The following is a 24415-nucleotide window of genomic DNA, read 5'->3' as shown; positions in this document are numbered from 1 at the left end:
CCAACTGCCGCTCCTGCATCTTCTTGATCGTCGTTAGTCGTGCGCACGCCTCGCAAGCAAACTCAATCCGAGTCACTCTCCTTCTTGAATAGCTTCTCTAGCGCTTGGATGTCATCGTCACTGAACTCCGTGAAAAGCGACAAAGACATCGCGCTCGTTACTTTCGCTTGCACGGCGTCCCAATCGTCAGATGGGTCATGCTCGATGTACTTCGAGATACCTTTTGTACTTCGATGCGCACTGACGTCGATAACTCTCGGCTGGTCGCAAAGTGATAGGGTGTTGGAAAGCCGAAACGCATGAGTTGTGGTAGAAAAGGCGATACTGCGGTTCAATGAAAGTCCCGGCTTGGAAAGAGCCTCTTGGCTTGATCCCTTGGGTGCATTGCGCGGGCTGGATAGCGGGTGCGTTTCGGGGTGTCGTCCGCACGTGGCCCCTCGGATTGAATTGCACTGTCTAGCGGGTGGCCTAGCTCCGATAGCCTCGCAGATTCGTCCTCGATATTCTGGGCGATGACATGCACCACAGCACCTTCTCGTTGAAGGTAGCCTGTTACGCGCAACAATCTCCCCCCCATGACAGTGCGGCGAAAACGTTCGTATATCCTGTTCCAAACCACCACATTGCAAACGCCGGTCTCATCCTCAAGGGTCAGAAATATCACGCCTGAAGCGGTGCCCGGTCGTTGCCTCGTAATGACCAGGCCGCATACGCAGACTGGCTGTAATGGCGCGGTTATCAGCTGGTCGTGGCAGATCAGGCCGGGTAGAGCCGGACGCAGAAGTTCCATCGGATGCGCGCGTAAGCTCAGGCGCATTGAGACATAGTCTTCGACGACTTCTTCCCCCAGATGCATCCGCGGCAGCATGACGTCCGGCTCGGTGATGGCTTCTCCGTCGAACTGATCGTTGAACAGCGGAAGCTGTGCAGGAGTTCGGATTGATTTTACTTGCCAGAGCGCCTCTCGGCGCGGGACACCCATAGACGAGAAGGCATCCGCCTCAGCCAGACGCTCCAGGGCTGCAGGGGCAAGCCCCGCGCGCAGCCAGAGGTGCTCAGGATCTATATACCCGTTTCCGCGCGCAGCAATGATCCAGCCTGCGTCGTCTTCCTTGAAACCTTTGATCTGACGAAACCCTAGACGCAGGGCCAATGTTCCATCCGGGCGGCGTTCAAGCGTGTTGTCCCATTCGGAGCAGTTTACACAGATCGGCCGGACTTCGATACCATGATCACGTAGATCCCGGATGATCTGTGCTGGAGCATAAAAGCCCATCGGCTGAGAATTGAGCAAGGCACAGGCAAAAATTGCCGGGTGGTGACATTTCAGCCAAGCTGAGACATAGGCCAGCATGGCAAAGGCTGCAGCGTGGCTTTCGGGAAATCCATAGTCCGCAAAGCCTTCTATCTGTCCGAAGCACCTTTCGGCAATGTCTTGGCTATAGCCGTTCCTCAGCATTCCAGCGATGAATTTGTCGCGATACTTTCCAATTGTTCCCATGCGCCTAAAGGAGGCAAGAGAACGGCGCAGGTGGTCAGCTTCTTCTGCAGAAAAACCCGCACCGACAACAGCGATCTGCAAAGCCTGCTCCTGAAACAGAGGCACGCCCATTGTGCGCTTGGTTACCTGTTCCAGAGCAGGTCCGAAGGGATCCGGGTTTTCCAAACCGTTTCGCCTGCGAATATAAGGTTTCACCATATCTCCCTGTATCGGACCCGGGCGGACGATCGCGACTTCGATAACCAGATCGTAGAATTTGCGGGGCCGCATCCGGGGCAGGAAATTCATCTGTGCCCGGCTTTCTACCTGAAAGACCCCCACCGCATCTGCGGCACAGAGCATATCGTAGGTCGCCTCATCTTTTTGGGGGACGGTTGCGATGCTGTGCGTTATGTTCTCGTGTTGCTGCATCAAGGCAAAGGCTTTTTTAATGCAGGTGAGCATACCCAATCCCAGCACATCTACTTTCAGAATGCGCAGGGCATCAATATCATCCTTGTCCCAGCAGATGACGGTACGATCTTCCATTGCGGCATTCTCAATCGGGGCAAGTTCGTCCAGCCGTCCACTGGTGATGACAAACCCGCCCACATGTTGAGAAAGATGACGTGGAAAGCCGATGATCTCGCCGATCCGTTGTATCGTCTGCATCAGGCGGCGGTCTTCTAGATTGAGCCCAAGTTCACGAATGCGATCCAGATCCACATTGCCATTGCTCATGCCCCATATCTGTCCGGACAGGCCTGCAGTTACATCCTGGCTGAGGCCCATAACCTTGCCGACCTCGCGAATGGCAGCGCGCGTGCGAAAGTGGATGACGGTTGCGCAAAGCCCAGCACGATGGCGACCGTATTTCTGATAAATCCACTGGATGATTTCTTCACGCCGTTCGTGTTCGAAATCAACGTCGATATCCGGTGGCTCTCCCCGATGCTTTGACACGAAACGCTCAAAAACCATCGCAATCATATCGGGGCTGACATCCGTAATGCCCAAGAGATAGCAAAGGATTGAATTGGCGGCAGACCCGCGTCCCTGGCAGAGGATCCCCTTGGATTTGGCAAATTGCACGATGTCATGAACGGTCAGAAAATAGGCTGAAAACTCCAGTTCGTTGACAACAGAAAGCTCTTTCTCCATCAGCTGAATTGCCCTGTCCGGAGGACCATCTGGGTAGCGACGTTTCAAGCCTTCCTGAACCAGGCGTTCCAAACGGGCCTGTGCTGTTTCACCGTCCGCCTCTTCATGTGGGTATTCATAGGAGAGTTCACCCAGATCAAAATTACATCTATTGGCAATCTCCAACGTGCGGCGGAGCGCTGCAGGGTGATCACGAAATATACGTGCCATATCGGCGCCCGCTTTGAGCCGACGTTCTCCATTTGGCAAGGCGCGGGTGCCGATCTCATCGATGGTGATATTCTCGCGCATGCAGGTTAAAACATCAGCAAGCTGCCTGCGATTGGCACGGTGCATCAGGACATCTCCGATCGCCACCATTGGAGCGCATGTTTTTTGCGCTGTCTGGGCGCAGGCCGCGAGATAAGCCTGATCGCTTCCATCATAGCGCGGCGCGGCCCCCAAGAAGACATGATGCGGAAACTGCCGCCCCATTCGTTGAATATCCAGGACAGCATCGTTCAATGATCCCTTTGGCAAGGCGATCAGGATCATGGCCTGGCAGGCATTGATGACGTCTTCAGTGTAGAGAATACATTTACCTTTTTCCGCACGCCGTTTCCCGAGGGTGAGCAATCTTGCCAACTTACTATAGGCGGTTCGGTTGCATGGTAGGGCCAGCCAATCCACTGCGCTGTCCTGCAAGATGAGACGGCATCCGACAATCAACTTGGGAAGGACCGGTGCTATCGGCTTGGGAATGGCAGATGCGTGGCCTATCTCTTGCCGAGAGGAGGAATCGATCCGCTGGTGGGACCGGATTTTCAAGGCATCCTGTGTTTCCCGTGTCAGCTCCTTTAGCGCACTCCAGGCCCGGACAACCCCCGCAAGCGAGTTGTGATCTGTTATTGCCAGCGCTGACAGTCCCAATTCGGCAGCTCGCGCAACCAGTTCTTCGGGATGGGAGGCCCCGGTCAGAAAGGTGAAATTTGTGGTGGCACACAGTTCGGCATAATCTTGCTTTTGCAGTCGTCGATCCGGCAGATCTTTCTGAAACACCTCAACCTGCCGATGCCTGTGGTTGACCTCAATCATGCGAATTCCCCCTGCACGTACCAGCCGGGGTTCTGAGGCGTATAAAACAGCCAGAGCCGTCGCCCCTGCGTGGTTTCCACCCGCCAATAATCACGCAAGCCAGACCGCCAGTTGTCGTCATCAAACCACCATTCGGGGGTGATGCGCTCCGGTCCGGTGGCCCTGCCTGTGGTCAATGACATGCGTCGCCAGCGGAAATGGGTCGGCGGATAAGATCCGCCCCCTGCAATCGGTTCTGGGTGAAACAGGCAGAGTGGGCGTGGGTTCCTGCAAACCCAACCGCTGGCGGCGGTTGAATAGGCCGCAGGTGATGTAATGAAGCTACGTTCCGGAATATGGCTGTCGGCGGGAAGAAAACGCTGAATGTTTTCAAGACCGATCCGTGTCCCGAGCCGCGTAATCAGATCGTCCAGCCGGTCGTCGCTGTCAGTGGCAACGTGAGTCATCTGCTGCGCGGGCAGAGCCTCGGTCTGTGTCGCTTCGAGACGCAGCTGATCTATGCCAAAGCCAGCGTCAATTTCAGACAGTCCCTTTTCGAACAGGGGGAGAATCCGGAGTGGATCGCGCAAGGGGCGGGCCAGACGCAATTCCACTTCTTGGTGTCCCTGATCCACTCGCCGCAGTGTTACGACAAACACACGGGCGCCCATCTCATGGGTTTTCAAGGTTGCACAGAGTCGTGTCAGCAGTCTTTTCGTGCCAGCCATGACATCATCTATCAGGCCGATAGGCTCTGGCAATGTCATGCGGACACCGTAATGGGGCGGCGCGGCCAAAGGTGTGATTTCTTCAACTTGCTGCCCTAAGGCCTGATCCAGCCTCATCACTACGTTTGGTCCAAAACGGCGTGTCAGCGGGGCACGGGGCGTTGTCGCAAGATCCCCGATTTTGCGCAGCCCCAATCTGATCAGAGCGGTTGTTGTCTTCTCATCCAGCCGCAGAGCGGCAACGGGAAGGTCCTTAAGAGCTGGCAACATAGCCCCTGGTGCAGCCTGTCCCTCGCCGAAATGTGCCAGCGCCCAGGCTGCTCCGCGTGTGTCGGCCAGTCCGATCTGTGCCGATAGGCCCGCCCGTGTCAGACCTGTGCGGATATCACTCAACATATTGTCCTCTCCTCCAAAAAGGTGAGAAGAGCCACTGATATCAAGAACCAGGCCGTCCCGGCCTTCTAACCCTACCCAAGGGCAATACCGGGTGGCCCATCGGCGCAGGGTCAGCAAGAATTGCTGATCCCGGTAGAGATCCGCAGGGGCTGTTTGTAGTTTTGGACAAAATGCGCGGGCGTCTGAGTGGGGCATACCCTGGTGCAAGCCTTGCTGCGCGGCTTCAGTATTGAGGCAATACAGCCGATTTGCATTGCTGTGTTTGATGGTCAGCGCAAAAGGGCCGGACAGCGGGTACTGCCGAAGAAACCGGTCACTCGCTAACCGGTGAAACCATATCGACACGACGCGACGTGCGATTCCATCGAACATGCCAAGATCCAACTGTTCCCGATTTGTTCTTAATAAGACTCCAGTGAAAATGAGTCGAGTCCTGTGCATGAAATAGAGGTCGACAGCGCCAGCGGCTTTCGGCGGCATTGCTGCCCATCCCTTCAGGGATAAGGCAAAGCCCGGTGCTGTTTCCTGTCTTCGCCGCGAGTTGCAGACGCCGCCCGGCAGTAAGGCTGAGAGGTTTGCTGATGTCGATCGCGACCAATGCGACAGCGCGCTCCCGCAACGCCTCCTCGGCACTGGCAAGCCCATCGGTCTGATGCGTCACATTTGCAACCAGCATCTGAGAGGGATCTGCAAATTCACCTAGCCCCAGAGGGTTGATATATTCTGGACGGTGGCTTTCACGTATCCAAAGCGTGGGTCCGCAGGTCTGGGCCATCAAAGCTGCAAGAAACCCAAAACTGCCAGGACCGCAGACTTCATGTACGCGTCCGCGCTTGAGTGGAAAATATGGGAGCGTTGAAGTGGTCATGATCAATTTATACCGTGTCACATCGCCCTGCAAAAGTGGCTGCCCTGACAACAGCACAGACCGCACAACAAACCAGTCGAGGGCAAAGGGCCAATTCTGACGGACATGTTTGGTGAAAGGAGCGTGATCCTGAATCGGGTTAATATTCGGCCAAATCCCCGAAAATGCCTATTTAGAGACTGTTCAGCACCTTTCTTGCACTGCTGGGATAGGCCTCCTGTTTGTCTGACGACATTCTGTCCCAGGTCCGATAGGGCTGCATCAAACGCGGGTTTCTTGACAGTTTTTCACGGTTTCGGATCAGAAAATCCCAGTACAGCGGTGTAAACGGGCAAGCCTTGGACCCTGTTTTTTGTTTCACGTCATAGGCGCAATTCGCACAGTAATCCGACATTTTGTTGATGTAATTTCCACTGGCGGCATAGGGCTTGGACCCTAGGAAACCGCCATCTGCAAACTGGCTCATGCCGATGACATTTGGCGCTTCAACCCATTCATAGGCATCTGCGTAGACCGCCAGATACCATTCGTGGACCTGGTGCGGGTCCACTCCAGCCAGCATGGCGAAATTGCCGGTGACCATCAGCCGCTGAATATGATGTGCATAGGCCTCGTCACGGGTCTGACTGATGGCTGCGGCCATACAGGCCATGTCGGTTCGGCCACTCCAGTAGAACTCTGGCAGGTCCCGTGTTGCCCCCAGGAAATTCATTGAGGTGTAGCCCGGCATGTTCAGCCAGTAGATACCGCGCATATACTCGCGCCAGCCGATAATCTGACGAATAAACCCTTCGACCGCATTGAGAGGAGCGCGCCCCTCATAATAGGCACGTTCGGCGCGGAGGCAGACTTCTAAAGGGCCAAGCAGGCCAATATTGATGTATTGCGCCAGAACGGAGTGGTAGAGAAACGGCTCTCCTGTCAGCATGGCATCCTGATAATCGCCAAATAGTGGCAGCGCCTCATCTACAAAATGATCTAGCGCCGCCAGGGCTTCCTTGCGGGTGACTGCGAACCAGAAGGGGGTTAGCTGTCCGAAATTGCTGGAAAACCGCTGCTCCACCAGCGCGAGTACGCCTTGCGTGATTTTGTCCGGATCGGTGTGAACAGGCTTGGGCATGAACATGTCGTTCTGGGCCGGTTTGCGGTTCTCAGAATCATAGTTCCATTTGCCACCCTCAGGGTCATCACCCTGCATCAATAAGCCGGTTTTGCGACGCATTTCGCGATAGAAATACTCCATGCGGAGTTGTTTGCGCCCCTCCACCCAGTTGCGGAACATCTCATGACTGGCGAGAAAGCGGCTGTCCTCAAGCATGGTCAGCTTTGCCGGTCCAGACCAGTTGGTCAGCGCCTCTTTGAGGCGATATTCTCCCGGCTCGGTGATGAGAACCTCTGTTGCCGGGGTCTGCTCCAACGCACGCTCCAGCTCGCCAATCAAGCTGCCTGAATTGTCGGGGTCCTCAAGTCGTATGTACCGCAGGGCCCAACCGTCGGCGGACAGCTCATCCGCGAAGTGCCGCATGGCGGAAAAGACAAAGGCGAGTTTCTTTTTGTGGTGCGGGACATAACTGGCTTCCTCCGTAACTTCAGCCATCAGGAGGCGGTCTTTCTGTCGGTCACCCTGCTGCAGAGACGAAAGATCATGCGACAGCTGATCACCCAGGATCAGAATAATCCTGCCGCGGTCATTGCTGTCCTGAGGTGTCACACTATTGGTCATGTCCCGGTACTCCGCTGGTCTGGCAGCAGATAGCGTGACCGTGAAAGCTGGCAACGGGGAAAGCTGGCAACGGCAGGGTGGTCCCGCGCAGAAAGGCGCGACAGATAAGCCAATATTCGAGACTGATCTATGTCATTTTCAAAGCGTCAAGAGGCCTGGCTGTAGCGGACACCCTCCGGTTTATGCGCGTCGAATGCGCTGGCGATGATCCGGGTCAGCGCGCGCCCTTCGGGTTTGACACGGAGGGCGTCGTCCGCCCAGGTCACCAGTTCACCGTAGGTCGCGGTGACCTCCTCCAGATCCGCAGTCAGCTGCTGGCATATGGGCCCGTACCGCTGGCGCAGTTCCGTGAGATCCAGCAGGAAATCACACATCAGCATTTCAATCGCCCGAGCCCGCACCTTGTCGATCTGGGTAAGTTGATGGCCGCGTGCGCCGGCAAGCTCGCCGGCTTCAATCCTCTGAACATAGGCGGCCGTAGCAGCTGCATTCTGCACATAGCCGCCTTCAAAGCGCGAGATCGAAGAAGCGCCGACACCGATCAGCGTCGGGCAGCGGTCATCCGTATAACCCTGGAAGTTTCGCCGCAAGCCGCCATTTTCGCTGGCCAGGTTCAAACGGTCCTGAGGGCGCGCAAAATGATCTATGCCGATGTTGGCAAATCCGGCAGATCGAAATGCCTCTGCGGCCAGCTCAGCCAGATGGTAGCGGGCTTCATCGCCTGGCAGCGCGGTATCATCAATCAGCTTCTGCCGTTTTGCCACCCATGGGACATGGGCATAACCAAACAGGGCGACACGATCTGGCGCCAGTGTCAGCACCTTGTCTACCGTATCCGCGATGCGTGTCGCGTCCTGATGGGGCAATCCATAGACGAGATCGGTATTCAGAGATCGAATGCCAGCCGCGCGCAGCTCAGCGACACAGGCGGCAGTGACGTCATAGGGCTGGATACGGCCGATTGCTGCCTGCACCTCGGGATCAAAATCCTGAATGCCGATGCTGGCGCGGTTCATGCCTTCCTCTGCCAGAGCCGCAATCTTGTCGCCGTCTACCATTGTCGGGTCGATCTCGACTGAAAACTCGCAATCATCTGTCGGCGGTATGGCAGATTTCACCGCTTGCGCCAGCCGGTGTATCAGCGCTGGCGGCAGAATGGTCGGAGTGCCGCCTCCCCAATGCAGGCGGCCCATCTGCAACCCTTTGGGAAGTCGCTCGGCGAGAAGGGACAGTTCTTTTTCGACGGTGGCGATATAGCTTTCGACCGGGCTGAGTGTCTGAGTGCCCTGGGTTCGGCACGCACAAAACCAGCACAAGCGTTCGCAGAAGGGCACGTGTATATAGACTGACACAGGTTCCGCCGGGTCCAGCGCCGACAGTGCATGGCTCTGGAAAGCGCTATCGACGGCTGCGCTGAATACCGGCGCTGTGGGGTAGGAAGTATAGCGGGGAACGCGGCTGTCAAAAAGTCCCAGCTCGCGAAGGCGATCAATCTGTTTCATATTGCCAGATATGACCGATTTCTGAATGCAGGACTTTGCGCGAAATCAAATTTTAGACTGGCAAGGGTGAAACGCCGATCACGCGCTCATGCAAATGTAACGCGGCCGCCCAGAGCAACAGGCCAAGCGCAGCCCGTATGGCCAGATCCCGCAGGTGCTGTTGCCGCCAGCCTGAGTTGCGGATCGGGCGTAGCGAGAACACGGCGGTAGTTGCGAAATAAGCCGCTGCGTCCGCAACAAGCGTTGCGCGTGCCTTAAGGTCAAAGAGCAGGATTGCAGCACCGGCCAGGAGAAAGGATCCGCCAAACACAATGGCATGAGCCAAATCGCCGTTGGCCAGCAGATGTGATAGCGACCAGAGTGCCAGCGCCAAGAGGATCGGATGGCGGCTGAACGCGGCGCGCCCGGGATCATCCCGCGTCGGATCGGAACTGCGCCGTCCTCCAAGCGTAAAGGGGGTTTCCACGCCCAAACCGCAGCTTGTCAGCACAAAGACCAAGGGCATTGTCAGCATCGGGGCCCATCGCAACCAATCAGATGGCGGCCAGAGTTCGACATAAGGCGCATCAGCCGCGGCTACGATGACCCAGCCGAACACTCCGAGTGACAAAAGCCCGTAGGCCGAGAAATAGGCGCGGCGACCAAGGGTTGCGATCAGTCGCCCGCGCAGATCTGCGAGGCGTGGCAGGAAATGGCTGACGATAAACACTGTCATGGCAAGGGTGAAACCCGTCCAATCGGTTGACATCAATGATCCCCTCGTCTGGCAGGAGCCGTACCGCTGGATGCGGACTATCCTATCTGTTTGTCCGTTGTAGTGGCGGAATGAACTGCATCCGGATGCGCCATCGCGAAGGCCTGATTGCTTGCACATGTGGCTTCAATCTCACCAAGACGGGGCAGGTCGTTGAAATCCACCCCCCAGCGTCGGGCGTTGTAGAGTTGTGGCATCAGGCAGAGATCTGCGAGCCCCGGACGGTCTCCGGTGCAATATGGCGCAGGGGGATATCTTTCCAGAAGCGCATGAAAAGCAATGAGACCCGGACGAATGAAGTGGCGCATCCAGCCTGCGGGCATGTCGAGAGAGTGTTCAGCATCTTGCGGCTGTGCCTCTGCACAAAGGCTGGTGGCGTAGCGGGCGACCTTCAGATTGCAGACAGGGTGCAGATCAACCGCGATGGAGTGGGCAAGGGCCTGAACCCCCGCACGCTCTGAGGGGGTGCCAGGCAGCAGGCCAAGGTTTCGGGTCTGGTCCAGGTAGTCGAGGATTGCCAGCGATTGCGTCAGGCGCAGCCCGTCGATTTCCAGCACCGGCACGAACCCTTGCGGGTTGCGGGCCAGATGCTCGGGGCCGGTTTGCTCGCCGTTGACCAGATCCACGGTTTGGCTCCGGTAGGCGATACCCGCGAGATTGAGGGCAATGCGAACACGATAGCTGGCCGATGATCGCCAGTAGTCGTAGAGTATGACATCAGACATTCCGGTCTCCCTGCATGGCCTGAATGATCGGTGGAAACACCGCCCCGTGGTCCGATCAGTAAAGCTCGCTCAATTCCTTGGCGTGCAGCCATTCGGCATGTTTGGGCGCCTTCTTGGTCTTGGACCATTCTTCCAGCATTTCCCATTTCACGGAGTCCAGCTTTTGCAGCAGTGCCTGTTCCTCCGGGTCGGGGCAGGCCAGCTCCACCCGGTGGCCGTTCGGATCGAAGAAATAGATCGAGTGGAAGATCGAATGATCGGTGACGCCCAGCACCTCAACGCCGTTGGCCTCCAGATGCTCCTTGAACTGGATCAGGGTCGCGCGGTCCTTCACCTTGAAGGCGATGTGCTGCACCCAGACCGGCGTGTTGCGGTCGCGGTCCATTTCCGGCTTGGTCGGCAGCTCAAAAAAGGCCAGGACGTTGCCGTTGCCTGCATCCATGAAGATATGCATGTACGGGTCGGGTTCATGCGTCGACGGCACATGGTCCTCGGCAATGGCCAAAACAAAATCCATGTTCAGCATTTTGTTGTACCACAGGACTGTCTCCTTTGCGTCCTTGCAGCGGTAGGCGACGTGGTGGATTTGTTCGATTTTCAAGCGGAGTCCTCCCCGGTTTTCAGCGCGGCAGCAGCCAGCGCCTGTTTCAGGATCGCGCGTTTCCCGATGTGATTTGCCAGCACCAGCACCAGCCGTGCATTCAGCGCATCGCTTTCGGCCTTGCTCAAATCCTCATGTGCGGCCAGCAGATCGGCATAGAAATCGTCGGCGCGTTCGAGGTTGGCGGCCAGGATCAGTTGGTCTTCGGTCATGGTGATCACTCCTTGCCGATGGCCCGGCGGATCGCATGCCGGAACAGGTTGTCGTCATAGCTGGGGCGGCGGGCGGCGACATGCTGGTCTGGGCGGATCAGGTAGACACCGCTTTCATGCTTGCCCAGGTAGCGGTCCTTCAGCGCCAGTGTCTTGTCGTCCTTGCTGGAGAGCGCCAATCGGGTGACCGTGATGCCGGATTCCTCAATCTCATCAGGCGCGTCGGCGTCGATGGTCAGCAGGGTGAATTTGTCGCCCAGCTTGCCAAGCAGAAACCCGTCGACCAGCGGCACATCGGGGCAGGGTGAGCCGGGCCGGGTGCGTTCCGGCCCGTTGAGCGCGTCTGCCGAATTCAGCGGTGATCCCTCATAGGTGCAGGGCACCGACAGCCGACCGGAGTTCACCAAAGGACGCGCGAATTCATACTGCTCGGACAGGTCCAGAACCGCGTCGCGCAGGACCCGGCTCATCTCAGACTTGGGGGTGATGAAATCAGTGGAGCGCGAGGAGTTCCGGATGTTCTCGTCAGCGCCGTGGACGCGTTCAATGTCATAGCTGTCCAGCAGGCTTTCCGGCGCTTTGCCGTCCATCACCAGCTTGAGTTTCCAGCACAGATTGTCGGTATCTTGCAGGCCGGAGTTGGCACCGCGGGCTCCGAACGGCGACACCTGATGTGCGGCGTCGCCGGCGAAGATCACCCGGCCATGGCGGAACTTCTCCATGCGGCGGCACTGGAAGGTGTAGATCGAGACCCACTCAAGTTCGAACTTCACATCTTCGCCCAGCATCGCCTTGAGTCGCGGGATCACGTTTTCGGGGCGCTTCTCACGCTCCTTGTCGATGTCCCAGCCCAGCTGAAGGTCAATGCGCCAGACCCCATCGGGCTGCTTGTGCAGCAGTGCCGACTGCCCCTTGTTGAAGGGAGGGTCGAACCAGAACCAGCGTTCCGTCGGGAAATCCGCGTCCATGATCACATCAGCAATCAGGAAGTTGTCTTCGAACACCCGTCCGACGAAATCCAGCCCCAGCATCTGCCGGGTGGGGGAGCCGGCACCGTCGCAGGCAATCAGCCAGTCGGCTTCCAGGTTGTAGGAACCTTCTGGCGTGTCAATTTCCAGCACGGCATGGCTGGGGTGGGTGCCGATGGCAGAGACCTTGTTGCGGCCGCGGATTTCGATCGGCGCGCCTTGCTCCTGCAGCTCTCGGACCCGGTTCACCAGGTATTCCTCGAAATAATATTGCTGCAGATTGATAAATGCGGGCCGCTTGTGGCCCTCCTCAGGAAGAAGATTGAAATCGTACACCTTGCGGTCGTCGAAGAAGACTTTGCCGAGGTTCCATTGAACGCCTTTGGCGACCATCGGATCCCCAAGGCCAAGCCGATCGGCGATTTCCAGTGTCCGTTTCGAGAAGCAGATGGCGCGAGAGCCAAAACTGACCTTGTCGTTGTCGTCCAGCACGACCACGCCAATGCCCTGCTGGGCCAGGTCAATTGCGGCAGCAAGACCAACCGGCCCCGCACCGATCACGACGACTGGATGACGCACCGGCGAGGGCGCATCCTGATCGTCACTGCGTTGATAAGAATACAAGGGAACTTCAAAGATCTTGTTCATCTGGCCTCCTCCCAAATCCGGGTGCCGTCAGGCACGGCTCGACTAGCCCCCGGTCGCGGCTACGCCGAGGTTCTGGTCAAACATTTCATAGGTACTGCTGGGGCGATACGATCTGGATCAAACCGCCCCGAGTATAAATTTGCCTGGGCCTCACCCCTGCAGGGCTTCCCACATCTCCAGATCGCGCTGAGCGGTCCAGATCCGGGGGGTGTCGATGCCGCGTGCCTCGTCATAGGCACGGGCCACGTTGAAGGGCAGGCAATGCTCATAGATGGCATAATCTGCAAACTTCGGATCGCATTCTGCGCGCACCGCGTCCCAGGCTTCTTTCAGCGTGCCGTTGCGGGCTGCAACTTTCGCTGCCGGGCGGTAGGTGCTTTCAACGAAATCGCGGGTGCTCTCGACGGCGCGTTCCACCGCGTCCTTGCCCACCAGCGCGTCTCCACGACCGGGGGCAATGGCGTCGACATCATAAGCTTTGATATTGTCCAGCGTCCTGCCCCAGTCACCGAAATGCCCGTCGCCGCAGTAGCAGGCTGAGTGGTCTTCGACGATATCGCCGGTGAACATCACGTTCTGATCCGGCACGTGGATCACCGCGTCACCCGCGGTATGGGCGCGACCCAGATGCTTGATGTCGATCCGGCGATTGCCGAGGTAAACGGTCATCGAATCGCTGAAGGTGGTGGAGGGCCAGGTCAGTCCGGGGATGCTCTCATGGCCTTCGAAAAGGCGCGGGAAGCGCTGGAATTCGCTGTCCCAGTCCTCCTGCCCGCGTTCGACCACCATCGAACGGGCCTTGTCCGACATGATGATGTTCTGCGCGCCAAATGCGGAAGCACCCAGTACGCGAACAGCGTGGTAATGTGTTAGCACCACATGGGTGATCGGCTTGTCGGTGACAGAGCGAACGCAGTCGATCACCTTGTTCGCAAGCCGTGGGGTCGCCTGCGCTTCGACGATCATCACAGAGTCATCGCCGATGATCACGCCGGAGTTCGGGTCGCCCTCGGCGGTAAAAGCATAAAGCCCCTCGCCGATCTCATCAAAGGTGATCTTCTTTTCAGTCATGTCCCCTTGGGACGCAAAAGCCTTGGCCATGGTGGTCTTCCTTATCTTGCGTAGGGGTTTTCAAGCGCGGGCAGCACGGTACCGGTGCAGTCGCCGAAACCGATGGTGTAGCCGTCGCCTTTGGCCGCGCCTTTCAGGGTCAGCGTGTCACCGTCGGCGATGAAGGAGCGCTCCTCGCCAGTGTCCAGCGTCAGCGGCTCCTTACCACCCCAGCTGAGTTCCAGGAGTGAGCCGCGGCTTTCCTTGGTGGTGCCGGAGATGGTGCCGGAGCCCAGAAGATCGCCCGCGTTCATCGGGCAGCCCGAGGTGGTGTGATGCGCCAGCTGCTGTGCGGCGGAGTAATACATTTCCTTGTAGTTGGTCCGCGCGATGGTTGTGGCCTCTTTGCCTTCCGGCGCCATGGTGACCTCAAGGTCGATATCATAGAGCATCGGGCCGCAATCCTTCAGGTGGTCCAGCAGTTCCACCTCACGCCCCGGCGTGTCGCAGCGGAACGGCTCCAGCGCCGTTTTGGTCACGATCCAAGGAGAGATCGTGTTGGCAGTAGCCTTGGCCTGGAACGGTCCCAAGGGCTGGTATTCCCAGGCCTGGATATCGCGCGCGGACCAGTCGTTCAGCAGTACATAGCCAAAGATATGGTCATCCGCTTCCTGCACGGTGATCGGGCCATCGGAGGGGGTGCCGACAATGGCGCCCATCTCCAGCTCGATATCGAAGCGCGCGCAGGGCGCCCACCGCGGCGTCTCGTCATTTGGACCTTTCAGCTGACCCCAGGGTCGGCGCACGTCGGTACCCGACACCACAACGGAGGAGGCCCGCCCGTTATAGCCGATCGGGATATGCAGCCAGTTCGGCGGCAGCGCATTTTCCGGACCGCGGAACATGGTGCCGACGTTGAAGGCGTGGTTCTTGCCCGCATAGAAGTCGGTGTATTCGCTGACGGCAAAGGGCATGTGCAGCTCGGCGTCCGTAGCCGGAACCAGCAAAGGTTCGACCTTACCCTGCTCGGCAGAGCCTTCGGACAGCAGCGCTGTCAAACGGTTGCGAAGCGCAGTCCAAACGGCCGGACCTTCTTCCATAAGGTCGTTCCAATACGGAACGTCGAACAGTGGCGCATCGCTCAACTGGACCAAGCCGGTTTCCTCGGCGGCCTGCATATCGAGGATCATGTCCCCGATGGCCACGCCGCAGCGCGGATCGTCGCCATCAACAGAAAACACGCCATAAGGCAGGTTATTCAGTGGGAACGGATGGGTCGCGCTGTTGGCGGAGGTGACCCAGGATTTTGTCAAAGGCATACGTGGTCCTTTTCGTTTGAGAGCAGCTGCTCTCGTCATCTTTCCCGAAATACTCCGGGGGTGAATGCGGCCTTCAGGCCGCAGAGGGGGCAGCGCCCCCGTTGGATTACTTCTTGCCTGGTGTGCCGTCGAATTTCTTCTCGATATCGGCCCAGCAGTCGATGTAGTCATCCTGCAGCGGTGCTTCGTTCGCGGCAAAGCCTGTCAGATGCTGCGGGAAACGGGTCTCGAACATGAAGGACATTGTGTTCTCGAGCTTCTCGGGGCCGAGGTTGGAGTTCGACGCACCCTCGAACGCATTCTTGTCCGGCCCGTGCGGCAGCATCATGTTGTGCAAGGACATGCCACCCGGCACGAACCCTTGCGGTTTGGCATCATACTGGCCGTAGATATTGCCCATTAGCTCCGACATGATGTTCTTGTGATACCACGGCGGGCGGAAGGTGTTCTCGGCCACCATCCAGCGTTCGCGGAACAGCACAAAGTCGATGTTGGCGGTGCCCGGTACACCGGACGGCGCGGTCAGCACGGTAAAGATCGACGGGTCCGGGTGGTCGAACAGGATCGCGCCGACCGGGCAATAGGTGGTCAGGTCGTATTTATAGGGCGCGTAGTTGCCGTGCCAGGCGACCACATCCAGCGGCGAGTGGCCGATCCTGGTCTCATGGAATTGACCGCACCATTTGATGGTCACGGTGGACGGCGTCTCGCGATCCTCGAACGCCGCCACCGGCGCCTTGAAGTCGCGCGGGTTGGCCATGCAGTTGGCGCCGATGGGCCCGCGGCCGGGCAACTCGAATTTCTGACCGTAGTTCTCGCAGACAAAGCCGCGGCAGGGGCCTTCCAGCACCTCCACCCGGTACACCAGACCGCGCGGGATGATGGCGATTTCCTGCGGTGCGAGGTCGATGATACCCAGCTCAGTGGCAAAGCGCAGGCGTCCTTCCTGTGGCACCACCAAGAGTTCAGAATCGGCGGAGAAGAAGTAGCTGTCCACCATCGACTCGGTGACCAAATAGATGTGGCTGGCCATGCCGACCTGGGTGTTCACATCGCCTGCGGTGGTCATCGTGCGCATGCCGGTGAGCCAAGTCAGGCCTTCATCCGAATGCGGCACCGGATCCCAGCGGTACTGGCCCAGCGAGATCACGTCCGGATCGACGCAGGGGGCAGACTTCCAATGCGGCAGGTCGATCTTCTGATAGCGGTGCGAATGCTTGACGGACGGGCGGATGCGGTAGCACCAGGTCCGCTCCGGCACATCGGCGGTAAAAGCGGTGCCGCTCAGCTGTTCGCCGTAAAGACCATAGTTGCACTTTTGCGGGCTGTTCATGCCTTGCGGCAGCGCACCGGGCAGCGCCTCGGTTTCAAAATCATTGGCAAAGCCCGGCATATAGCCCTCGTGTGGCCCGGTAAGGGACGGGGCCTGGATCATTTCGTGGGCATCGACTTTGTGATTCATGGCGCGCTCCTTTTCTTAACTCTCTGTTTCGGTAATAGTTGATTTTGTAACTAACAAGGCATAGGTCACCCTCATGACCGAAAAAGATGACTTCGCGCTGCAGGATTTCTTACCCTATCTCCTCAATCGCGCCGCAGAAGAGAGCTCGCTTGAGTTTCAACAACACTACAAGAATCGCTACGGGATGCTCCGTACCGAATGGCGGGTCCTGTTCCATCTGGGCAGCTACGGGCGCATGACCGCAAAGGAAATTGGCCAGCGCGCCAAAATCCATAAGACCAAGATCAGCCGTGCCGTTGCGAAGCTCGCCGAGCGTCGGTTTGTATTGCGTCACCGGGATGAACGAGACCGACGATCAGAGCATCTGGAACTGACCCCGCAGGGGCAGGCCGCCTATCGCGATCTTCGGGAGCAGGCCGCCATCTATGATGGGCAGCTTGCATCCCGACTCAGCGAAGGTGAAAGCGAGGCGCTGCGCCACATGCTGCGCAAACTGGCCGGAATTGAACCATAGACATCCGTTGGTTGAGGCTTCAGATTGGGCCGGAACCACAATGTGAGGCCGTGCACAATGACGGATGCTGCTCTGCGCGCCACGCCGATAATCGACTGGCTGACTGCTGAAGGACTAAGAGGGGCAAGCCGTCAGGAGATGCTGCAAGGCTTTTGCCAGAGGCTTGCTGACGACGGCGTGCCGCTCCTGCGGTTCCATCTGGCGCAGCGTGCCTATCACCCAAAATACGGTGGTATCGGCTTTAGCTGGACCCGCGCGGACGGCTTGTCGCATGAATTCTATGAACACAGCGATACACCGCGGGATGAGTGGCTCTACAGCACCTTCTATTATATGTTGGAACGCCAGGTGCCTGAGTTTCGCACCAAACTGACCGGGCATGTGCTGGAGCGGTTTCCTGCACTAGCGCAGTTCAAACAGCGCGGGGCCACGGATTACTTTGCGCTGGCAATGCGCTTTGGTGATTTTGCCGATGCCCCTTTTGATCCTAAGCGGCCGGGAGAGGGCATCCTGTCATCCTGGTCAACCGATCATCTCGATGGTTTCTCAGAGGCGGATCTCACGTTGATCCGTTTTATCTACCCGCATCTGGCGCTGGCGCTGCGGGCGGCCTCTGCCCAGCAGATGGCCAAGGATCTGCTTCAGGTCTATCTCGGTCGCGATGCTGGTCAGCGGGTTCTGTCAGGAGAAATACAGCGGGGCTCGTCACGCCAGATTGATGCGGTGATCTGCTATTTCGATCTAAAAGGCTTTACCCAACTGGCTGAGCAAATTCCGGGCGCCGAATTGATCGACATGATTAACGACTACTTTGGTCTGGCGGTCGAGACCATTCAGACCCATGGAGGGAATATCCTCAAATTCATGGGTGATGGCATATTGGCGATGTTTGACCTTGGCAGTATCGGCGAAGATGCAACAGCAGCGCTCGCGGCGGCCAGTGGCTTGCAGAGCAAGATACGCAATCGCAATGTCGAGCGTGCGCAGCAGGGTAACCCGGTTGCTGATTTCACGCTGGCCCTGCATGCCGGCGAAATCCTCTATGGTAATATAGGATCTGAGAACCGGTTGGATTTCACGGTGATCGGACCAACCGTCAACCTGACGGCACGGCTGTCAGGTATGCACGCCTCTGTTGGTCGCAGCATCATTGTCTCGGAACAGGTTCAACGGGCAGCCCAGCCGACCAGTCACGATCTGGTGTCGCTGGGTCGCTATATGCTGCGCGGTGTTGCCGAGCCGGTTGAGCTCTTCACGATTTACGAAGGCAGCGGAGCGGGCCTTTCTGATCGGGTGTCAGAACAACGTTCAGCCTGAACAAAGGTAAAAATTGCCATAATTTACGCATTTTTTCCGCGTAGAGCAGAGCTGGGACAGATTATGGCCAACGAGATTCGTGCAAGAAATCTTGAACTGCCATGCCTGACTTTATTGAGAGAGCAGCGAGGAAAGTGTGATGAAACTGGCAGTGCGCATACATGACCTGATAACCGTTGCGGCCGTTTTGTGTGCAACTGCCCCCATGGCATTTGCGGCTGGTGAATGGCCTGACGCGGGCGGACCGGGCAATGGGAACGGCAATGGCAATGGTTGGGGCAATGGTTGGGGCAACGGCGGGGGCAATGGGAACGGCAACGGCAATGGCCAGACCGTGCCTGAGATCGACGTCAGCGCAGGTATGCTCGCCGTGGCTGCGGTCGCCGCTGCTTTGCTTCTGAGCTGGGAGTTGCGCCGGCGCCGGTCTGTTTAGAACCAATGGCTGCCAGGGCGTCGCTTGAGTCAACCATTCTGGACCTAGATAAGTGTCCAGTTCCCGGTCGCAAAGGCAACATAGGCGATCAGGGCATTTGCCACCATATGGGCCAATATGGCGGCCGGTAACCCGCCCCCACGCAGATATAGGGCGCCAAAGATTGCGCCAGCGGCCACACCAAGCGCGAAGCGGTCATGCATCAGACCGAACAGAAGGCTGCTGACAATCAAGGCGATAACCGCCCGTAGAACCTGACCCTGCCCGGCCATGCGGCGCAGCAGATACCCGCGAAAGAACAGCTCTTCGATGATGGGCACCAGAATTATGGTCCCGAGCAGGCGTGTCGCAATCCATAGGATATCCCGGTGCTCTGTAATGTTGCCACGGCTGATGTCGGGTGTGGCCATCACGATCCAGACGGCTGCAATTGCGGCCCCGGCGGTGATATCCATAGGGCGTGGCCTGTAGGCCAGCGCCCTAAGGGCAGGCCAGAACAACAGCAATGCGGCTGCCATCATTGCGGTACGCAGCGGATATCCGTCTGCAGGTTCTGCCCAGATTGCAGAAACCAATACGCCGCTCAGCATCATCACGACAAAAGGCACTATGCTCGCGATCAGCATATCGGCGCGCAGCGGTGGCAGGTCGGCGGTTGCGGCGGCCACCCTAGCGGGGTTGCTCTGCAACCAGCGAGAGCGATGGGCAATCGCCAGGATCAGCAGCGCAAGACAGGTGAACATCAGCCAGCCGGCATAGCTGTGAAATCCGTTGACCGCATGCTCCGGTGCAATCCAGGCGCCGATCAGGATCAGTATAGCGATACGCGCGACATTGAAGCCCCAGCTGAGCAGCAGAGCGGCGGGAAACAGGAACAGCCAATATCGTGTCTGCCTGAGGTCGCGGCCCATCAACAGCGCATAAAGCCCCATAAAGGTCGTGACGAGGGCAAACCCTTCGACGCCTGAGCAGGGTTCGCCGATCTCCACCAGAAAACCGTCGACACGGATCAGATGCAATGCCGGATCGGACCAGACTGTGGCACCTGAGCTTTCCAGAACCCATGTCACGAGGAGGAACGTCACCGACGTCAGCGCTTCTATGTTCCAGATCGGTTCCGTCATGCGAGTGATATCGGGCATGACCAGTGCCACAAGGAGCGCCAGGATCAGAGGCAGGCCGCAGCCGTGCAGCCAGACAACCCAATCTCGAAGTGGCATCAGGGCCAGCAGACCGCCTAGCCCGGCGATGCCGCCGCCTAGGCAGACCAGAATAAGTGTCGGCGAAATCCATGCGTTGATGCCGCTGGGTCCAAACAGGGCCAGCGGGACCAGCGCGATCAGAAGACCGACGAGGTTCAGGATAACTGCCGATGGGCGTTGCGAGGCGCTCCCGACAAATGCGGCCAGCGCAGTATAGGCGCTGCGCACCAGCACAAGATAAAGGCTGAGCACGGTCAACAACGCCAGCAAACGCCCGGCGAGTGATCGCACGGTGGTACAGGCCAGATCCGCGCCGGTGAATTTGCAATGCACATCGGCCAGCAGCTGGTAGGCGACCATGACAAGCAACAGCTCGGCAATCGCCAACCCGAGGATCAGGAATAACCGTCGGCTGCCGTTGCCCAACACCTGGTCGATAGGGCGCGACGACTGTGGCTGATCAGATATCGACATCCACGCCTGGCAGATTCAGCGATTTCATCATGTCGCGCAGTTCCTGCCGTGCCGCGATGTTGGAGATATTCAGCTGTTTGACGCCAATATCCTTGAGGTCCAGCAGGGTCAGCCCGCGCGGAAACAACTCCCGGAACACCACCCGTTCTGAAAATCCGGGGGCAACGCGAAATCCGATCCGTTTCGACAGCATGGAAATCGCGCGTTCCATCTTTTCCTTGTTCACCATGCGCTGAGTGCCAACTCGATTTCGGATCACAATCCAGTCAATTGGTTTCAGGCCAGCCTGCGCGCGCAACTGTCGCGCGTTCCAGACCATTTCGGAATAAACGGACGGCCCGGTGATCTTTTCACCCTTTTGGTCAGTATGCGCCAGGAGGTCGAAATCGACAAAACTGTCGTTCAGTGGCGTGATCAGCGTGTCGGCCAGGGAATGGGCGACCTGACTGAGCCGGGTGTGCGAACCCGGGCAGTCGATCAGGATAAAGTCGTTGTTGGGTTCCAGCTCGGAGACCGCCGCAGACAGCCGGTGGTCATAGATGTTCTCGCCGGGTTGCAGGCTTTCGGGATCGATTTCGGGCAGCTCATGCAGCTCCACCAGCGGCAGGTCCAGCGCGGCCTTTTCCATGAACGCCTTGCGGTTTTCCAGATAGCGCCCCAGTGAACGTTGACGCAAGTCGAGGTCCAGGGCGGCAATCTTGTATCCCAATCGGGCCAGGGTGGTTGCCACATGCATGGAAACGGTGGATTTGCCCGCGCCCCCTTTTTCGTTGCCGACGACAATAATATGCGCCACGTTCGCTTCCCCCAATCACTGCGCAAAATACCGCGCATTTTGGGATGAGTATACTGCCCGCGCGAATCGATGGAAAGCGGGATATCCGCACGTTAGGCCCTGTTTTAGGGTCTAGGGTTCATCCCGCGTTAACCGGAGAGGGCGCTGCGCAGGCAGGCGTGGCACCAATAAAAAACGCCGCCCAAAATGAGCGGCGTTTTCCGAAAGAACAAGACCGGATCGGCTTAGAAGCCCAGGCCTTCGTATTTTTTCTTGAACTTCGATACGCGACCACCGGCGTCCATCAGGCGGGTCGAACCACCGGTCCATGCGGGGTGCACGGTGGGGTCGATGTCCAGCGAGAGAGTGTCACCCTCTTTGCCCCAGGTGGAGCGCATCTTGAGGATGGTGCCATCGGTCATTTTGACGTCGATGAAGTGGTATTCGGGATGGGTGTCGGCTTTCATGATACCACTCCTTACGCTTTGGCTTTGTAGTTTGTATCTTCTGCAATCCGTGCGGATTTACCGCGACGGGCGCGCAGATAGTACAGTTTCGCACGGCGAACACGGCCGCGGCGCACAACAGTGATGCTGTCGATGTTGGTCGAGTGCAGCGGGAAAACACGCTCCACACCTTCGCCAAACGAAATCTTGCGAACGGTGAACGAACCGGCGATGCCGGAGCCATTCTTGCGGCTGATGCAGACACCTTCGTAGTTCTGCACGCGCGAGCGGCTGCCTTCGGTCACTTTGTAGCCAACGCGGATGGTGTCACCGGCTTTGAAATCAGGGATCTCTTTCCCCAGGGCGGCAACTTGTTCCGCCTCCAACTGTGCGATCAGATCCATCGCAGGTCTCCTATGGTTGCTCGTGGTTTTGTCCACGAAGTTTTGCGCGGTTGCGAGAGCTCTTGGTCTTCATCGGGTCCCGCCATTTGCAGCCCGCCAGAGATCGTCCCGTTCTTTCCTGAGAGTGGGCTGACATCCCCCCAGATTGCCGAAGAAGGCGGGTCGGGGGTTTCATGATGCAACAGCACACCGGTCCATAGACGCAAAAGCGAATCCAGACAGGGCCTTCTATGCCTGTTTTGCTGGCGGATCAAGAGCCCAGGTTCAGTCTGGGACCGGCCTGTCCACTTGCGGGCGCTCACTCGGCCTTTTTGCGGTTCAGAAAGGCCTGCCAAAGGTCAGGGCGCCGCGCCTGCGTGATCTCTTCGCTCATTTTCTGGCGCCATTCAGCAATCTTGCCGTGATGGCCGGACATCAGAACATCAGGTATGGGGTGACCCTTCCAGTCTGCCGGACGGGTGTATTGCGGGTGCTCGAGCAAGCCTGAGGAGAAGCTCTCTTCCTCGGCAGAGGCTTGGTTGCCCAAGACGCCTGGGATCAGCCGAACGGTGGCATCAATCATGGCTTGGGCGGCAATCTCGCCGCCGGTCATCACAAAATCTCCCAGGGAGACTTCCTGAATGCCATAGTGCTGCAAGACGCGCTCGTCGACACCCTCGAATCTCCCGCAGAGCAAGGTGACCCCGTCGCAGCGTGCGAGGCTCTGCATCAACGCCTGATCCATCCGGCGACCGCGCGGAGACAGATAGATCAGGGGCCAGTTACCGGAGGTGCCTGCCATGGTGTGTTCAATAGCGTTGCCAAGAACGTCGGCCCGCAGGACCATGCCGGCGCCGCCACCTGCCGGAGTGTCATCGACATTGCGATGCTTACCGATGCCGAATTGGCGCAGGTCAATGGTTTCCAGCTGCCATAATCCTTCCTGCAACGCCTTTCCGGTCAGGCTTTCGCCAAGTATGCCGGGGAAGGCATTCGGGAACAGCGTCATGATCTTGGCCTTCCAGACGCCGACCAGATCCGGCGTCGGCGTCATCAGCTCGCGCGGTTTAAATGAGGGGCGAATGGCTTTGCGGCCATGAGATTTGTTTTGTGCACTCATGTGGTGCTGTTTAATCCAGTTAGAAAGACACGCAATAAAAAGCTTTGGTGTTTGGATGAATTCGGAAATGGCCCTTATTGTTACCGACCGCGAGTATCAGGCCGCAATCGACGATGTGCAGGCGCGCGCAAGAGCGTTCTGGCCACGTATTGCGTCGGATCTAGGTCTGCTGCCCGATGGGGTCAGTTTTCGCAGACTACAGGTGCATAGTCGGCGCCAACACTGTCGCAGTGTGCTCGAGGTCAAAACGGCCAGTGGGCAAAGCTATGTCTTGAGGGCGGTTTTTGACGAAGCCAACGCCGCGCGGCAGATCAGGTTTCTTGACCGGCATCAGCAAGCGGCGCTTGGCCTGCAATCGGTCTGCGGTGTGTCATCGCCTGACGTGCTGTGGCGAGATCAAGATAGTGCTGTAGTTTTGATGGACTTTGTCCAAGGGGATACCGCCTACCGCGAGCTGGCTATGACCGAATACGGGTTCGGTGACCGGGCAGAGGTTCTTCGACGGATTGGACATGCGGTCGCTGAATTGCACAGGGTTTCGGATGCCGGAGATATGCAATTCTGGCCAAAACCGTTTCTGAAACAGGTCTCAGCGCGGGCGGAGGCGGTACGTGCCGGGGAGTTCCAGGTCTTGAAGCCCAAGAGGTATCTGGGCCTCTGCGCGCTGCTTCACCGGGAGGCACGGCGCGCCCGTGCACTGACATTTCGTGGTGCATTGGAGCATGGAGATCTTCATCTACGCAATATCTTGATGTGCGATGGTGAGGTGTCATTTATTGACTATTCAAACCACGACGGAACATTCCCGCAGCGCGATATTGCCGATATCTGGTTGTCCAACTGCCCCGACCACCTGGCTGCAGAAGGGCGCGCGCCTGGTTTCGGAGGTGTTGCCAAAGCCGATTGGGCAGCATTTGAGGACGGCTATGGTGCAGAACTGACGACGGATCCGATCTTTAGGTTCTTCTTTACTTGGCGCCTGTTCAAGCTGTGGTCAGCGCTGGGCGACAAACTATCGGAGCCGCGACAGAGAACAAAGGATCTCGGGGTCGCTGTTGAACATGTGCTGGAGCAGCTGTTGGCAGCTGAAGGCTGACGGGC

Annotated in this window: 22 protein-coding genes; 4 read left to right on the top strand and 18 right to left on the bottom strand. The window is 58.0% G+C overall.

All coding sequences use genetic code 11. The features are described 5' to 3' along the window. Positions 1–331: 331 nt before the first annotated feature. The 13 genes from VWZ87_RS04185 to hmgA all read right to left on the bottom strand — a co-directional run bounded on the left by VWZ87_RS04185 (position 332) and on the right by hmgA (position 16650). Positions 332–3715 (bottom strand): error-prone DNA polymerase, encoded by a 3384-nt coding sequence (locus VWZ87_RS04185; RefSeq protein ID WP_416534681.1) that lies wholly within the window; start codon positions 3713–3715, stop codon positions 332–334. Continuing rightward, on the bottom strand, positions 3712–5190 hold the full coding sequence (locus VWZ87_RS04180) for a Y-family DNA polymerase (RefSeq protein ID WP_416534680.1): 1479 nt from the start codon (positions 5188–5190) through the stop codon (positions 3712–3714). The genes VWZ87_RS04185 and VWZ87_RS04180 overlap by 4 nt, the downstream gene beginning before the upstream one ends. After that, the gene (locus tag VWZ87_RS04175) at positions 5132–5686 is read right to left on the bottom strand and encodes an ImuA family protein (RefSeq protein WP_416534679.1); all 555 of its coding nucleotides are present in this window, start codon (positions 5684–5686) and stop codon (positions 5132–5134) included. The genes VWZ87_RS04180 and VWZ87_RS04175 overlap by 59 nt, the downstream gene beginning before the upstream one ends. Positions 5687–5858: 172 nt before the next feature. Continuing rightward, positions 5859–7409 carry a cryptochrome/photolyase family protein gene (locus VWZ87_RS04170; protein ID WP_416534678.1) on the bottom strand — a complete coding sequence of 517 codons (1551 nt, stop codon included), beginning with the start codon at positions 7407–7409 and terminating at the stop codon, positions 5859–5861. A 146-nt stretch (positions 7410–7555) separates the two neighbouring features. Continuing rightward, positions 7556–8911, bottom strand: coding sequence for an oxygen-independent coproporphyrinogen III oxidase (hemN, locus tag VWZ87_RS04165; RefSeq protein ID WP_416534677.1), 1356 nt, complete (start codon positions 8909–8911; stop codon positions 7556–7558). A gap of 52 nt (positions 8912–8963) precedes the next feature. After that, positions 8964–9659 carry an NnrU family protein gene (locus VWZ87_RS04160; RefSeq protein ID WP_416534676.1) on the bottom strand — a complete coding sequence of 232 codons (696 nt, stop codon included), beginning with the start codon at positions 9657–9659 and terminating at the stop codon, positions 8964–8966. A 44-nt stretch (positions 9660–9703) separates the two neighbouring features. Beyond that, entirely contained in the window at positions 9704–10390 is a 687-nt protein-coding gene (gene maiA, locus VWZ87_RS04155; RefSeq protein ID WP_416534675.1) for a maleylacetoacetate isomerase, read from the bottom strand. Between the two features lie 55 nt (positions 10391–10445). Next, entirely contained in the window at positions 10446–10991 is a 546-nt protein-coding gene (locus tag VWZ87_RS04150) for a VOC family protein (RefSeq protein WP_416534674.1), read from the bottom strand. Further along, on the bottom strand, positions 10988–11203 hold the full coding sequence (locus tag VWZ87_RS04145) for a DUF2783 domain-containing protein (RefSeq protein WP_271907643.1): 216 nt from the start codon (positions 11201–11203) through the stop codon (positions 10988–10990). Before VWZ87_RS04145 ends, VWZ87_RS04150 begins: the two co-directional genes overlap by 4 nt. A 5-nt stretch (positions 11204–11208) precedes the next feature. Continuing rightward, positions 11209–12819 (bottom strand): FAD-dependent oxidoreductase, encoded by a 1611-nt coding sequence (locus VWZ87_RS04140; protein ID WP_416534673.1) that lies wholly within the window; start codon positions 12817–12819, stop codon positions 11209–11211. Positions 12820–12969: 150 nt separating this feature from the next. Then, positions 12970–13920, bottom strand: a complete 951-nt coding sequence (locus VWZ87_RS04135; RefSeq protein ID WP_416534672.1) for an MBL fold metallo-hydrolase — start codon at positions 13918–13920, stop codon at positions 12970–12972. Between the two features lie 11 nt (positions 13921–13931). Further along, entirely contained in the window at positions 13932–15188 is a 1257-nt protein-coding gene (fahA, locus tag VWZ87_RS04130) for a fumarylacetoacetase (protein WP_416534671.1), read from the bottom strand. 106 nt (positions 15189–15294) lie between these two features. Beyond that, complete coding sequence (gene hmgA / locus VWZ87_RS04125) at positions 15295–16650, bottom strand: homogentisate 1,2-dioxygenase (RefSeq protein ID WP_416534670.1); 1356 nt, start codon at positions 16648–16650, stop codon at positions 15295–15297. A 73-nt stretch (positions 16651–16723) separates the two neighbouring features. Between hmgA and VWZ87_RS04120 the strand changes: the two genes are divergently transcribed. The 3 genes from VWZ87_RS04120 (at position 16724) to VWZ87_RS04110 (ending at position 18914) form a co-directional block, all read left to right on the top strand. Beyond that, the gene (locus VWZ87_RS04120) at positions 16724–17164 is read left to right on the top strand and encodes a MarR family winged helix-turn-helix transcriptional regulator (RefSeq protein WP_340546491.1); all 441 of its coding nucleotides are present in this window, start codon (positions 16724–16726) and stop codon (positions 17162–17164) included. Between the two features lie 57 nt (positions 17165–17221). Continuing rightward, complete coding sequence (locus tag VWZ87_RS04115) at positions 17222–18481, top strand: adenylate/guanylate cyclase domain-containing protein (protein ID WP_416536869.1); 1260 nt, start codon at positions 17222–17224, stop codon at positions 18479–18481. Positions 18482–18620: 139 nt separating this feature from the next. Further along, on the top strand, positions 18621–18914 hold the full coding sequence (locus tag VWZ87_RS04110; RefSeq protein WP_340546493.1) for a VPEID-CTERM sorting domain-containing protein: 294 nt from the start codon (positions 18621–18623) through the stop codon (positions 18912–18914). A gap of 44 nt (positions 18915–18958) precedes the next feature. On the opposite strand, the gene xrtE is transcribed toward VWZ87_RS04110, so the two are convergent. From xrtE to trmD, 5 genes are all read right to left on the bottom strand, one after another. Continuing rightward, positions 18959–20590 (bottom strand): exosortase E/protease, VPEID-CTERM system, encoded by a 1632-nt coding sequence (xrtE, locus tag VWZ87_RS04105; RefSeq protein ID WP_416536868.1) that lies wholly within the window; start codon positions 20588–20590, stop codon positions 18959–18961. Then, positions 20577–21386 (bottom strand): division plane positioning ATPase MipZ, encoded by an 810-nt coding sequence (locus VWZ87_RS04100; RefSeq protein ID WP_340546495.1) that lies wholly within the window; start codon positions 21384–21386, stop codon positions 20577–20579. The genes xrtE and VWZ87_RS04100 overlap by 14 nt, the downstream gene beginning before the upstream one ends. Positions 21387–21610: 224 nt before the next feature. Then, positions 21611–21832: a 50S ribosomal protein L31 gene (gene rpmE / locus VWZ87_RS04095; RefSeq protein ID WP_340546496.1), complete on the bottom strand. Its 222-nt coding sequence runs from the start codon at positions 21830–21832 to the stop codon at positions 21611–21613. Between the two features lie 11 nt (positions 21833–21843). After that, entirely contained in the window at positions 21844–22215 is a 372-nt protein-coding gene (gene rplS / locus VWZ87_RS04090) for a 50S ribosomal protein L19 (RefSeq protein ID WP_014876109.1), read from the bottom strand. Between the two features lie 298 nt (positions 22216–22513). Further along, a complete protein-coding gene (gene trmD, locus VWZ87_RS04085) occupies positions 22514–23314 on the bottom strand; it encodes a tRNA (guanosine(37)-N1)-methyltransferase TrmD (protein WP_416534667.1) in 801 nt (266 codons plus the stop codon). Here trmD and VWZ87_RS04080 point away from each other — a divergent pair. After that, the gene (locus VWZ87_RS04080) at positions 23298–24410 is read left to right on the top strand and encodes a phosphotransferase (RefSeq protein WP_416534666.1); all 1113 of its coding nucleotides are present in this window, start codon (positions 23298–23300) and stop codon (positions 24408–24410) included. The two genes, trmD and VWZ87_RS04080, sit on opposite strands and share 17 nt — an antisense overlap. Positions 24411–24415 lie beyond the last annotated feature (5 nt).

It is taken from the genome of Phaeobacter sp. JH20_37, from assembly GCF_048056015.1.
In the GTDB taxonomy this organism is placed as follows: domain Bacteria; phylum Pseudomonadota; class Alphaproteobacteria; order Rhodobacterales; family Rhodobacteraceae; genus Phaeobacter; species Phaeobacter bryozoorum.
This window is presented reverse-complemented; position numbering and strand designations above follow the sequence as displayed.